This window comes from Streptomyces sp. NPDC033966, from assembly GCF_055575955.1.
The window spans coordinates 122,162-135,273 of record NZ_JBVIRQ010000006.1; the positions used below are offsets into that span (position 1 = coordinate 122,162).

Genomic DNA, 13,112 nt, shown 5'->3' on the forward strand with positions numbered 1-13,112 from the left:
TAGCCGTACTATCGGCGGTATGCATCACACGAGTGGCGTGGATCACATGAGCCGCAGGCGCCGCCTGCTGGTGCTGGCGATCTGCTGCATGAGCCTGCTGATCGTCAGCCTGGACAACACCGTCCTGAACGTGGCGCTGCCCGCGATGCGCCGCGAGTTCCACGCCTCGGTCTCGGGGATGCAGTGGACCATCGACGCCTACACCCTGGTCATCGCCTCGCTGCTGATACTGGCCGGGTCCACGGCGGACCGGATCGGGCGCCGCAGGGTGTTCGCCTGGGGGCTGGTGCTCTTCACGGCGGGGTCGGTGCTGTGCTCGCTGGCGCCCGGCCTGGAATGGCTGATCGCCTTCCGGATGCTCCAGGCCGTCGGCGGGGCGATGCTCAACCCGGTCGCCATGTCGATCATCACCAACACCTTCACCGACCCGAAGGAGCGCGCCCGCGCCATCGGCGTCTGGGGCGCGGTCGTCGGCATCTCGATGGCCGCCGGGCCGCTGGTCGGCGGGCTGCTGGTGGACTCGGTGGGCTGGCGGTCCATCTTCTGGGTCAACGTGCCCGTGGGACTGCTCGCCCTCGTGCTGACCCTGCGGCACGTCCCCGAGTCCCGGTCCGAGCGCCCGCGCCGGCCGGACCCGGTGGGCCAGCTGCTGGTGATGGCGCTGCTCGGCGGAGTGACGTACGCGATCATCGAGGCCCCGGCCGAGGGCTGGAGCTCGCCGCCGATCCTCGGGTGCGCGCTGGGCTCGGCGGCCGCGCTGGCCGGGCTCCTGTACTACGAATCGCGGCGGGCGGACCCGCTGATCGACCCCCGGTTCTTCCGCAGCGCCCCCTTCAGCGGGGCGACCGTGATCGCGGTGAGCACCTTCGCCTCGCTCTCCGGCTTCCTCTTCCTGACCACCCTCTACCTCCAGGAGGTACGGGGGCTGGACGCCCTGGACGCCGGGCTGCACATGCTGCCGATGGCCGCGTTCGCCTTCCTGTGCGCGCCGGTGTCGGGGCGGCTGGTCGCCAGCCACGGGCCGCGGCCGTCACTGCTGATCTCGGGGGTGGCCATGGGGGCGAGCGGGCTGCTGTTCGCGGCGTTCTCGGCGGAGACCTCCACGCCGTTGATGTTCACCGGGTACGTGCTCTTCGGCATCGGCTTCGGCCTGGTCAACGCGCCGATCACCAATACGGCGGTGTCCGGGATGCCGCGCGCCCAGGCGGGGGTGGCGGCCGCGGTGGCCTCCACCAGCCGGCAGACCGGCGGGGCGCTGGGCGTTGCCGTGATCGGGGCGGTGCTGGCGGCGGGCACGGCGGGCGGTGCGGACTTCGCGACGGCGACCCGGCCGGCCTGGTGGATCATCACCGGCTGCGCGTTCGTGGTCCTCGTGGTGGGGGCGGTCACCACCGGCCCGTGGGCCCACGCCACCGCCCTGCGCACGGCGCGGTCCCTCGAACCGTCCGCCGCCGCCCCCTCCGGTCCCCCGCCGGGGCAGGCCTCCGGTCCCCCGCCGGGGCAGGCGTCCGGTCCCGGTCCCGGCCCCCGGATGGACGGCGGGCTGCCCCCGGCCGCGGGGCCGGCCCCGGCGGGCTGACCTCCCGCGACGAGCGCGCCCCCCGTGCGGCCGGACCTCCTTCCCGGGTCCGGCCGCACTCGCGTGTCCCCGCTCCTTCCCGGGCCGCTCCCTCGCACTTACGGATGACAGATATTGAAATCTGTCATCCGTCATGCCATTCTCGTTCCATGACGACGAACGAGAACACCACCAGCGCCATCGCTTCCCTCCCCACCCCCACCCGTCGGCTGGGCACCGCCGGCCCCGCCGTCTTCCCCCTGGGGCTGGGCTGCATGGGCATGTCCGCCCTCTATGGCGAGGCCGACCGGGCCGAGTCCCTCGCGACCATCCACGCCTACCTGGAAGCCGCCCCGGAGGGCATGGCCACGCTGCTGGACACCGGCGACTTCTACGGCATGGGCCACAACGAACTGCTGATCAACGAAGCCCTGCGCACGGCGCCGACGGCGGCCCGCGAGCAGGCGCTGACCAGCGTCAAGTTCGGTGCGCTGCGTACCGTCGAGGGCGGCTTCACCGGCTACGACGGCCGGCCCGAGGCCGTGAAGAACTTCCTGGCCTACTCGCTCCAGCGGCTCGGCCGGGACCACATCGACATCTACCGGATCGCCCGGGTGGACGAGAACGTCCCGATCGAGGAGACGGTCGGCGCCATCGCCGAGGCCGTCCAGGCCGGGCACGTACGGCACATCGGCCTCTCGGAGGTCGGCGCGGACACGCTGCGCCGGGCCGCGGCCGTCGCCCCGATCTCGGACCTCCAGATCGAGTACTCCCTGATATCGCGCGGCATCGAGGACGAGATCCTGCCGACCGCGCGGGAGCTCGGCATCGGCATCACGGCGTACGGGGTGCTGTCCCGCGGCCTGATCAGCGGGCACTTCACCCGTGACCGCGCCCTGGCCCCCGGCGACTTCCGCGGGATGAGCCCCCGCTTCCAGGGCGACAACCTGCACCGCAACCTCGACCTGGTCGACGCCCTGCGCAAGGTCGCCGAGGCGAAGGGGGTCACCGTCGCGCAGACCGCGATCGCCTGGGTGCTCTCCCGGGGCGAGGACATCGTGCCGCTGGTCGGCGCCCGGAGCCGGGACCGCCTGACCGAGGCACTGGGTGCCATGCGGGTGGAGCTGACCGCCGCCGACCTCGAAGCCGTCGAGCAGGCCGTCCCCGCGGGATCGGCGGCCGGCGAGCGCTACCCGGCGGCGCAGATGGCCCACCTCGACAGCGAGCACTGAGCTGGCGGTACGGTCGTACCCATGCCCCCCGCTGCCGCCGAGCCCCTGACCCCCGAGCGCATCCTCGAAACCACCGAGGAGGTGCTGCGCCGCTTCGGCCCCACCAAGGCAACCGTCGTGGACGTCGCGCGCGCCCTGGGGGTGAGCCACGGCAGCGTCTACCGGCACTTCCCCTCGAAGGCGGCGCTGCGCGAGGCGGTCACGGACCGCTGGCTCGCCAAGAGCGTGGTCATGCTGGAGAAGATCGCCTCCGCACCCGGGGAGCCGGCGCCCTCCAAGCTGGAGGCCTGGCTGGAGGCCCTCTTCGAGGCCAAGCGCCACAAGGCGGGCGACGACCCCGAGCTGTTCGCGACGTACACGGTGCTGCTCGGCGAGAGCAGCGGGGTGGTGGACGCGCACCTCGGCGAGCTGATCGACCAGTTGACGAGGATCATCGCCGAGGGGGTCGCGGCCGGCACCCTGGCCGCGCCCGACGTCCCGGCGGCCGCCCGTGCCGTCTTCGACGCCACGGGCCGGTTCCACGACCCGCAGTACGTGGCGGACTGGCTCTCCCCCACCATCCTCACGGAGTTCGAGGCCGTCACGGCGCTGCTCATCCGGGGTCTGCGCCCCTGAACGGGCCCCACCGCGGGCCCAGTTGGCCGGAATCATCCCTTCCGGACGGCTTGGTGATGATTTTGGCCAAGTCGACTTGTACATGCCAGTGACGGTTCTTTACGGTCCCCTTACCGCACTCATCAGGTACGTCCAGGGGGACCCCTTGTCCACAGCAGCAGCACAGTCCACGCCACCCGCACGGTCCGGCGGGGCCGCCGCGATCGGCTTGATCCTGACCATCGTCTTCAACGTGGTCGCGCCGATCCTCACCTTCAACATCCTCACCCAGGACCACGGCTGGAGCGATGCCTCGGCGCTGCTGGTCAGCGGCGTCTGGCCGGTGCTCGACACCGTCATCATGGTGGCCTGGCGGCGCAAGCTCGACGAGTTCGCCATCGTCGCGCTGGTGTTCCTCGTGATCACTGCCGTGGTCTCGCTCGTCGGATCCCAGTCCGCCCGGGCCCTGCTGGTCAAGGACTCCGCCGTGACCGGGCTGTTCGGCCTCCTGTGCCTGGCCACGCTGCTCGCGCCGCGGCCGCTGATGTTCTACTTCGGCCGGAAGTTCGGCACCGACGGCACCCCGGCGGGCGTGGCCTACTACAACGGCCTGTGGCAGTACGAGGGCTTCCGCAACGCCCAGCGCCGCATGACCCTGGTGTGGGGCGTGGTCTACATCATCGAGGCGGTGGTCCGGATCGTCCTGTCGTACGTGCTGGACACCTCCACCATGGTGACCCTCAGCCCGTTCATGGTCTACGGGGTGCTCGGCGGCCTGGCCCTCTGGACGGTGAGCTTCGTCAAGCGCACCAAGGCGGAGGGCGAGAGGCGAGCCGCCGCAGCCGCTGCCGCAGCCGCCACGGAGGGCTCCGCGGCCTGACGCCCCGCAGCACACGCGGAAAGACCGGTGGCCCGGTGCGCGGATCGCGCACCGGGCCACCGGTCTTTCAGGCGGGAACTAGCAGCCGAGCAGACGGCTGCCGAGGTAGCTCTGGATCTGGTCCAGGGAGACGCGCTCCTGCTTCATGGTGTCGCGCTCGCGCACGGTCACCGCGTTGTCGTCGAGGGTGTCGAAGTCGACGGTGACGCAGAACGGCGTACCGATCTCGTCCTGACGGCGGTAGCGGCGGCCGATGGCGCCCGCGTCATCGAACTCGATGTTCCAGTTCTTGCGGAGGTCGGCGGCGAGACCCTTGGCCTTCGGCGACAGGTTCGCGTTGCGCGACAGCGGGAGGACGGCGACCTTGACCGGCGCGAGGCGCGGGTCGAAGCGCATGACCGTGCGCTTCTCCATGGCGCCCTTGGCGTTGGGGGCCTCGTCCTCGACGTACGCGTCGAGCATGAAGGCGAGCATGGCGCGGTTGACGCCGGCCGCCGGCTCGATGACGTACGGGGTGTACTTCTCCTGGGCCTCCTGGTCGTAGTAGACCAGGTCGGTGCCGGAGGCGGCGGAGTGCGCCTTCAGGTCGTAGTCGGTGCGGTTGGCCACGCCCTCGAGCTCGGAGAACTCGCTGCCGCCGAAGTTGAAGCGGTACTCGATGTCGGCGGTGCGCTTCGAGTAGTGGGACAGCTTCTCCGCCGGGTGGTCGTACCAGCGCATGTTCTCCTCACGGAGACCCAGGCCGCGGTACCAGTTCCACCGCTCCTGCATCCAGTACTCCTGCCACTGGTCGTCCTCGCCCGGCTTGACGAAGAACTCCATCTCCATCTGCTCGAACTCGCGGGTGCGGAAGATGAAGTTGCCGGGCGTGATCTCGTTGCGGAAGGACTTGCCCATCTGCGCGATGCCGAACGGGGGCTTCTTGCGCGACGAGGTCTGCACCATGGCGAAGTTGGTGAAGATGCCCTGGGCGGTCTCGGGGCGCAGGTACGCCTTCGAGCCGGTGTCCTGGGTCGGGCCGAGGTGGGTCTCCAGCATGCCGGAGAACTGCTTCGGCTCGGTGAACTGACCCTTCACACCGCAGTGCGGGCAGTTGATGTCGGCCAGGCCGTTCTCGGGGAGGCGGCCGTGCTTGGCCTCGTACGCCTCTTCCAGGTGGTCGGCGCGCTGGCGCTTGTGACACGAGGTGCACTCGGTCAGCGGGTCGGAGAACGTCGCGACGTGGCCCGAGGCCACCCAGACCTCGGGGGCCAGGATCACGGAGGAGTCGAGGCCGACGACGTCCTCACGCCCGGTGACCATGGCCTTCCACCACTGGCGCTTGATGTTCTCCTTGAGCTCGACACCGAGCGGGCCGTAGTCCCAGGCAGCCCTGGAGCCGCCGTAGATGTCACTGCACGGGTAAACGAAGCCACGGCGCTTGCTCAGGCTGACGATGGTTTCGATCTTGTCGGCGGCCACGGTGCTCTCTTCATTACGAGGACGAACGCGAATGCCTCAGGTTACCGGCGCCCGCACCCCCCCTTTCAAATCGGGTATGCCCTTCCGCGGCCCTGGCTACCCCTCCCACCAGGGTTTTTGACAACGGTTTCCATCTTTGATGAAAATGGATGTCATGAACGTACGACGCCTCATACCCACGACCGCCCTCGCCGCCGCCGTAGCCCTGGGCGCGACGGCCCTCACCGCCTGCTCCGGGACCGCCGGCGCGGCGGGCGCCGATGACGGGAAGCTGCACGTGACGGCATCGTTCTACCCCCTGCAGTTCCTCGCCGAGCGCATAGGCGGGGACCACGTCAAGGTCCAGACCCTCACCAAGCCGGGCGTCGAACCGCACGACCTGGAGATCACGCCCAAGCAGACCGGGCAGCTCTCCGAGTCGGACGTGGTCCTCTACCTCAAGACGCTCCAGCCCGCCGTCGACAAGGCCGTCGAGCAGTCCGGCGTCAAGAACGTCGTCGACGCGGCCACCCTCACCAAGCTGGAGGTGCACGGCGGCGAGGGCCACGAGGGCCACGACCACGCCGCCGAAGGCGAAGGCGACGGGCACGACCACGCCCACGGCGAGGCCGGCGCGGACCCGCACGTCTGGCTCGACCCCACCAAGTACGCGGAGATCGCCAAGGGCTTCGGCGCCGCCCTGGAGAAGGCCGACCCCGGCCACGCGGCGGACTACAAGAAGAACGCCGACGCGCTCGTCGCCGAACTGGGCACGCTGGACGGCGAGTTCAAGGACGGCCTGAAGAACACGGACTCCAGGACCTTCATCACCACCCACTCCGCCTTCGGCTACCTCGCGGAGCGCTACGGCCTCGACCAGGAGGGCATCTCCGGCGTCGACCCCGAGGCCGAGCCCAGCCCGGCCCGGATGAAGGACCTCCAGGCCGTCGCGAAGAAGGACAATGTCACCACCGTGTTCTTCGAGACCCTGGCCAGCGACAAGACCGCCAAGAGCCTCGCCCGGGACACGGGCCTGACCACCGACGTCCTCGACCCCCTCGAGGGCATCGGCGAGAAGTCGCAGGGCTCCGACTACTTCGCGGTCATGCGGTCCAACCTGAAGAACCTCCAGAAGGCACTCGGAGCCAAGTGATGACAGCAGCAACGGAGGCGCGCGCCATGCAGTCCACTCCACGAGGGGCCGAGGACCAGCCCGTCATATCCCTGCGCGGGGCCACGGCCTCGCTCGGCTCGCGCCCCGTGCTGCGCGGGATCGACCTCACCGTCCGCCGCGGTGAGGTCGTCGCGCTGCTCGGCGCCAACGGCTCCGGCAAGTCCACCGCCGTCCGCGCCGTCGTCGGCCAGGTCCCGCTCACCGGCGGCGAGCTCTCCCTCTTCGGCACCCCCTTCAAGCGGTTCCGCCAGTGGTCGCGGATCGGCTACGTCCCCCAGCGCACCACCGCCGCCAGCGGCGTCCCGGCCACCGTCCGGGAGGTCGTCTCCTCGGGCCGGCTGGCCCGGACCCGCTTCGGGCTCCTGCGGAGGGCCGACAAGACCGCCGTCGAGGCCGCCCTGGCCCTCGTCGACATGGAGGGCTACGCCGACGCCTCGGTCAACGCCCTCTCCGGCGGCCAGCACCAGCGCGTGCTCATCGCCCGGGCCCTCGCCGTCGAGCCCGAACTGCTGATCATGGACGAGCCGATGGCGGGCGTGGACCTGGGCAACCAGGAGGTCCTCGCGAAGGCCGTACGGCAGCAGGTGGCCGCCGGCACCACCGTCCTGCTCGTCCTGCACGAGCTGGGCCCCCTGGAGCCGCTGATCGACCGCGCCGTCGTCCTGCGCGACGGCTGCGTCACCCACGACGGCCCGCCCCCGGAGGCCGTGGGCCAGCACGCCCTGCCCGGCCACGACCACGTACACCCCCACGCGGCGCACGACGCCGAGCCCCTGCGGACGGGACTGCTGAGCTGATGGACCTCCTCGACTACGCCTTCATGCAGCGCGCGCTGATCGCCGCAGCCCTGGTCGGCATCACCGCGCCCGCGATCGGCACGTACCTCGTCCAGCGGCGGCAGGCCGTCATGGGCGACGGCCTCGGCCACGTCGCCATGACCGGTGTCGCGCTCGGCTTCGTCCTCCAGGCCAGCCCCGTGTGGATGGCCACCCTGGTCGCGGTCATCGGGGCCGTCGGCATGGAGCTGATCCGCTCCCGCGGCAAGACCAGCGGGGACGTGGCCCTGTCGATGCTCTTCTACGGCGGCCTGGCCGGCGGCGTGATGATCATCAATGTCGGGGGCGGCTCCACGACCAGCCTGCTCAGCGCCATGTTCGGCTCGATCACCACCGTCGCGCCCGAGGACGTCACCGCGATGGCGATCCTCGCCGCCTTCGTCCTCGCCGTCACCGTCGGCATGCGCCGCCAGCTCTTCGCCGTCTGCCAGGACGAGGAGTTCGCGCGGGTCACCGGCCTGCCGGTGCGCGCGCTGAACCTGCTGATCGCCGTCACCGCCGCCGTCACGGTCACCGTCGCGATGCGCATCGTCGGCCTGCTGCTGGTCAGCGCCATGATGGTGATCCCCGTGGCGGCCGCCCAGCGGCTCACCCGGGGCTTCGCCGCGACGCTGGGCCTGGCCGTCGCGATCAGCCTCACCGTCTCCCTGACCGGCACGGCAGCCACGTACTACATCGACGCGCCGTCGGGCGCCACGATCGTCCTGCTCGCGATCGGCGTCTTCATGGCGATGACGGGCCTGTCCGCACCCCTGGCCAGGCGCCGCGCGAAGGCCTCCCGGGCCTCGGAGGAGGTCTGCGTCCAGGACGACGTGAAGGTCTAGAGCCGGCGGCCGCCTGGCACAATGGCGGCAGGCCGAAACGAGGAGGAACCGGTGGCGACTGCGCCTGGCGAGACGAATACCGCGCCAGTACGAGGGCGATCCACCCGGCAGCGGGCAGCCGTGGCGGCGGCGCTGGACGAGGTGGACGAGTTCCGCAGCGCCCAGGAGCTGCACGACATGCTCAAGCACCGCGGTGACTCCGTGGGCCTGACCACCGTGTACCGCACCCTCCAGTCCCTCGCGGACGCCGGTGAGGTCGACGTGCTGCGCACCAGCGACGGCGAGTCCGTGTACCGGCGCTGCTCCACCGGCGAGCACCACCACCACCTGGTCTGCCGCAAGTGCGGCAAGGCGGTCGAGGTGGAGGGTCCGGCCGTGGAGAAGTGGGCGGAGTCGATCGCGGCGGAGCACGGCTACGTGAACGTGGCGCACACCGTGGAGATCTTCGGCACCTGCGCCGACTGCGCGGCCGCCGGCTGACCGAACCGGGTCGGGTTCCGGCCGAAGAGCGATCGGATCCGGTCGAGATTCCCGGGGGCCGGGGCGGTGCGCTTCGGCAGCCGGCCCAGGTCCCCGTTGACGAAGACAGCAGCAGCGGCTTGCGGCCCCCGGGCGCTCTCGGGGCGCGCCGGCACAGCACTTCCCGCCCGTCTCGGCGGGACGCGCGGTAGGACAGCCCCGCCGCCTGGTCAGTCCTGTCCATGGCGGCGGGGCCCAGCGGAGGGTTCAGCTCCCGGAGCCCTCGGGCTGGTTCGGGAGGGCGCCGCCGAAGCGGCGGTCGCGCTGCGCGTACTCCAGGCAGGCGTCCCAGAGGTTGCGGCGGTCGAAGTCCGGCCACAGCACGTCCTGGAAGACCATCTCGGCGTACGCGCTCTGCCAGATCAGGTAGTTGGAGGTGCGCTGCTCGCCGCTGGGACGCAGGAACAGGTCCACGTCCGGCATGTCCGGGTAGTAGATGTACTTGGCGAAGGTCTTCTCGTTGACCTTCGACGGGTCCAGCTTGCCCGCGGCCACGTCGCGGGCGATCGCCTGCGCCGCGTCCGCGATCTCGGCGCGGCCGCCGTAGTTGACGCAGAAGTACAGGGTCATGGCGTCGTTGTCGACGGTCTGCTCCTGCGCGATCTGGAGCTCCTGGACGACGGACTTCCACATCTTCGGCATACGGCCGACCCAGCGGATCCGGATGCCGAGCTCGTTCATCTCGTCGCGGCGGCGCCGGATGACGTCGCGGTTGAAGTTCATCAGGAAGCGGACCTCGTCGGGCGTGCGCTTCCAGTTCTCCGTCGAGAAGGCGTAGAGGGAGAGGTTCTTGACGCCCATCTCCAGGCAGCCCTTGAGCACGTCCAGGACCACCCCCTCGCCGACCTTGTGCCCCTCGGTGCGCGGCAGCCCGCGCTCCTTGGCCCAGCGGCCGTTGCCGTCCATGACGACGGCGACGTGGTTCGGGACCAGCTCGCCGGGGATCTTCGGCGGGCGCGCACCGGACGGGTGCGGCTCGGGAACCTTGTACTCGCGGCGAGAGCGTCCCAGAATCCCGCGTCGTGCCATGTGCCCAGCTCCTATTTCTCGACGTATCGGAGGGAGCGTAGCCCGCGCTCCAGATGCCAGTGCAAATAGGCCGAGACGAGCCCGCTGCCCTCCCGCGCGTGGCGGGCCTCGCAGGCGTCCGCGTGCTTCCAGTCGCCCGTCAGCAGGGCGCTGAGCAGGGCGATGGCCTCCGACGAGGGTACGACGGAGCCCGGCACCCGGCAGTCCCCGCATATGACCCCGCCCGCGCCGACGGAGAAGTGCCGGTTGGGGCCGTGGATCCCGCACTTCGCGCAGTCCTCGAAGCTGGGGGCGTAGCCGTTGACGGCGAGGGAGCGCAGCAGGAAGGCGTCGAGGATCAGGTGCGGCTCGTGCTCGCCGCGCGAGAGGGTGCGCAGGGCTCCGACCAGCAGCAGGTACTGCTGTACGGCGGGCTCGCCCTCGTTCTCGGTGAAGCGCTCGGCGGTCTCCAGCATGGCCGTGCCGGCGGTGTAGCGGGCGTAGTCGGTGGCGATGCCGTTGCCGTAGGGGGCGATGATCTCGGTCTGGGTGCACAGCGGCAGGCTGCGGCCGACGAGCTCGCTGCCGCGTGCGAAGAACTGCACGTCGGCGTGGGAGAAAGGTTCCAGCCGGGCGCCGAACTTGGACTTGGTGCGCCGTACGCCGCGCGCGACGGCCCGGACGCGGCCGTGGCCGCGGGTGAGGAGCGTGATGATGCGGTCCGCCTCACCCAGCTTCTGGGTGCGCAGCACGATGCCGTCGTCGCGGAACAGACTCATGGCCCCATTGTCCCCCGGGCGCGGACAGCGCCGACCCCCGCCCGGACCGTGTCCGGGCGGGGGTCGGCACCCCTTGGGAGGATCAGGAGGCGGGCGCACCCGTGTCGCCGGCCTTCTCGGCGACCTTCTCGGCGGCCTTGTCGGAGGCGGCCTTGTCGGAGGCGGCCTTCTCCGCACCGGCCGGGGCGGCCACCGGCTGGGCGGGCAGCTCGACCTCGGTCTTGGCCTCGGTCTTGGCCTCGGTCTCGGTCTCGGTCTCGGTCTCGGTCTCGGCCTCAGTCTTGGCCTCGGCCTCGGTCTTGGCCTCGGCGTCGGCCACCGGCTCGGCCACCACCTCGGCGAGGGCCTTCTGGCCGACGGTCTGGGCGTCCTCCTCGGCCAGGCCGTTGAAGATCAGGTTGAGGAGGATGGCGGCCGTGGCGCCGAGGGTGACACCGCTGTTGAGGAGCGAGGACAGGTCCGGGTCCATGTGCTTGGCGAAGAGGACCGGGACGGTGGCCGGGAGCAGGGCGAAGGCGAGGGAAACGCCGACGACCAGCGCGTTCTTCTCCTCCTTGAGGTCCACCTTGGCCAGCGTCTGGATACCGGCCAGGGCGACCATGGCGAACATGACGGTCGCGGCACCGCCGAGGACCCCGTGCGGGACGGCGGCGACGATCGCGGCGGCCTTGGGCAGCAGACCCAGGATGATCATGAAGACACCCGCGGCGACCACCACGAAGCGGCTCTTGACCTTGGTCATCCGCACCAGGCCGACGTTCTCGGCGAAGGCGACGTACGGGAAGGAGTTCAGGATGCCGCCGAGGGCGGTCGCGGCGCCGTCGGCACGCAGGGCGCGGGCCACGGTCTCGCTGTCGACCTCCTTGCCGACGATGTCACCGACCGCGTAGGTGTCGCCGGTGGTCTCGACCATGGTGATCAGCATGACGATCAGCATCAGGACGATCGGGAACCACTCGAACTTCGGGACGCCGAAGTGGAAGGGGGTGCTGACGCCGATCCAGCCGGCGTTGCCGACGTCGCCGAACTTCGCGTCTCCGAGCACGAACGCGACACCGGTGCCGACGACCAGGCCCAGGAGGATGGCGATGCTGGAGAGGAACGGCCTGCCGAGCTTCATCAGGATGAGGATGAAGAGCATCGTGCCGCCGGCGTAGGCGAAGTTCTTGGGGTCGCCGAAGTCCGGGGTGCCGAGGCCACCGGCCGCGTCGTTGAGGCCGACCGGGATCAGGACGATGCCGAGCACCGTGATCACGGTGCCGGTGACCACTGGCGGGAAGAGCCGCATGACCGCCCGGAACGCCTTGGCGGGCAGCCAGGCGAAGGCGAAGGTGGCCATACCGGCGGTGATGACCGCGCCGTAGATGACCAGCAGCGCGGCGGTGCCGCCGCCGGCGCCGAGGCCTATGGCGATCATCGGGGACACCGCGGTGAAGGTGACGCCCTGGATCAGCGGCAGTCGCGCGCCGATCCTGCCGATGCCGAAGGCCTGGATGATCGAGGCGATACCGCAGGTGAAGAGGTCCGCGTTGATCAGGTAGACCAGTTGTTCAGGGCTCAGCTTGAGTGCGCTGCCCACGATGATCGGGACGATCACCGCGCCGGCGTAGAAGGCGAGTACGTGCTGGAAGCCGTACAGCGCGAGCTTGGGGAGGGGGAGCACCTCGTCGACCGGGTGCGTGCTCTGCTCTCCGTTGACGGAAAGCCGGGCGGCGACACGTGCCATCTCTGCCTTGCCCTTCAAGGTAGGTAACTGAGAGGAATCTGGTTATCCCTGGCCGGAGTGGGTCTCCCCCAGCTACCGCTGGGAGGGGCCCCCACCCGTTGGACCGCCAGGGTTGTCAGTGGGAACACGCAGATCTCGTCGTGTGACCGGAATTGAACGCCTGTGGAAGTGCTCACAGATATCGTCGACTTCGACAAAGTGTTGACGTTCCGAGACGTTCGATCTGTCGGTTCCTCCAGTGGCGGACGCCCGCGCGGAGGAGTATGGGACGGCGGGCCCCGAACGCCTCGTTCCCGCTGCACACCTGCGAAGTTCCCAGCCCCTGACAGGCAATTACCGGGTTCGCAAGTATTCGGTCACGCAAATCAGGGGGTTCAATTCCGGCCGTCCGAAATGCGGAAGATTTGTACGGAAGTAGGGGATCCACCTCTTGCGCGGATCCCGCGAGGCCGGATTGTTACCTCCCAGAACTCCGCATCCCGGAATTCCGCCCCGAAAAACGTCCGGGCCCGGCGGAAATCCGCCGGGCCGGACCCTCGTAC

At 70.2% G+C, this 13,112-nt stretch carries 12 protein-coding genes; 8 read left to right on the forward strand and 4 right to left on the reverse strand.

The genetic code is table 11. The features are described from left to right. The first annotated feature begins 19 nt into the window (after positions 1-19). The 4 genes from ACZ518_RS18760 to ACZ518_RS18775 all read left to right on the forward strand — a co-directional run bounded on the left by ACZ518_RS18760 (position 20) and on the right by ACZ518_RS18775 (position 4,264). Positions 20-1,579: an MFS transporter gene (locus ACZ518_RS18760; protein ID WP_469114109.1), complete on the forward strand. Its 1,560-nt coding sequence runs from the start codon at positions 20-22 to the stop codon at positions 1,577-1,579. Positions 1,580-1,728: 149 nt separating this feature from the next. Next, positions 1,729-2,790, forward strand: a complete 1,062-nt coding sequence (locus ACZ518_RS18765; RefSeq protein WP_469114110.1) for an aldo/keto reductase — start codon at positions 1,729-1,731, stop codon at positions 2,788-2,790. A gap of 21 nt (positions 2,791-2,811) precedes the next feature. Further along, complete coding sequence (locus ACZ518_RS18770) at positions 2,812-3,405, forward strand: TetR/AcrR family transcriptional regulator (protein ID WP_469114111.1); 594 nt, start codon at positions 2,812-2,814, stop codon at positions 3,403-3,405. 145 nt (positions 3,406-3,550) lie between these two features. Next, the gene (locus ACZ518_RS18775; protein ID WP_469114112.1) at positions 3,551-4,264 is read left to right on the forward strand and encodes a VC0807 family protein; all 714 of its coding nucleotides are present in this window, start codon (positions 3,551-3,553) and stop codon (positions 4,262-4,264) included. 78 nt (positions 4,265-4,342) lie between these two features. Here ACZ518_RS18775 and ACZ518_RS18780 read toward each other — a convergent pair whose 3' ends face one another. Then, positions 4,343-5,725, reverse strand: a complete 1,383-nt coding sequence (locus ACZ518_RS18780; RefSeq protein ID WP_007263967.1) for a glycine--tRNA ligase — start codon at positions 5,723-5,725, stop codon at positions 4,343-4,345. A 154-nt stretch (positions 5,726-5,879) separates the two neighbouring features. On the opposite strand from ACZ518_RS18780, the gene ACZ518_RS18785 reads away from it, so the two are divergent. From ACZ518_RS18785 to ACZ518_RS18800, 4 genes are read left to right on the forward strand one after another with little or no spacing between them, the layout of a single operon-like run. After that, on the forward strand, positions 5,880-6,857 hold the full coding sequence (locus ACZ518_RS18785) for a metal ABC transporter substrate-binding protein (RefSeq protein WP_469114113.1): 978 nt from the start codon (positions 5,880-5,882) through the stop codon (positions 6,855-6,857). A gap of 26 nt (positions 6,858-6,883) precedes the next feature. Then, the gene (locus ACZ518_RS18790) at positions 6,884-7,675 is read left to right on the forward strand and encodes a metal ABC transporter ATP-binding protein (RefSeq protein WP_469114444.1); all 792 of its coding nucleotides are present in this window, start codon (positions 6,884-6,886) and stop codon (positions 7,673-7,675) included. Continuing rightward, complete coding sequence (locus ACZ518_RS18795) at positions 7,675-8,538, forward strand: metal ABC transporter permease (RefSeq protein ID WP_469114114.1); 864 nt, start codon at positions 7,675-7,677, stop codon at positions 8,536-8,538. The genes ACZ518_RS18790 and ACZ518_RS18795 overlap by 1 nt, the downstream gene beginning before the upstream one ends. Positions 8,539-8,589: 51 nt before the next feature. Further along, positions 8,590-9,018: a Fur family transcriptional regulator gene (locus tag ACZ518_RS18800; RefSeq protein ID WP_361603930.1), complete on the forward strand. Its 429-nt coding sequence runs from the start codon at positions 8,590-8,592 to the stop codon at positions 9,016-9,018. 246 nt (positions 9,019-9,264) lie between these two features. Here ACZ518_RS18800 and ACZ518_RS18805 read toward each other — a convergent pair whose 3' ends face one another. The 3 genes from ACZ518_RS18805 to ACZ518_RS18815 form a co-directional block, all read right to left on the reverse strand. Beyond that, entirely contained in the window at positions 9,265-10,086 is an 822-nt protein-coding gene (locus ACZ518_RS18805) for an isoprenyl transferase (protein ID WP_405980757.1), read from the reverse strand. A gap of 11 nt (positions 10,087-10,097) precedes the next feature. Beyond that, positions 10,098-10,844, reverse strand: a complete 747-nt coding sequence (gene recO / locus ACZ518_RS18810) for a DNA repair protein RecO (protein WP_469114115.1) — start codon at positions 10,842-10,844, stop codon at positions 10,098-10,100. An 82-nt stretch (positions 10,845-10,926) separates the two neighbouring features. Continuing rightward, positions 10,927-12,570 (reverse strand): nucleobase:cation symporter-2 family protein, encoded by a 1,644-nt coding sequence (locus tag ACZ518_RS18815; protein WP_469114116.1) that lies wholly within the window; start codon positions 12,568-12,570, stop codon positions 10,927-10,929. Positions 12,571-13,112: the final 542 nt, after the last annotated feature.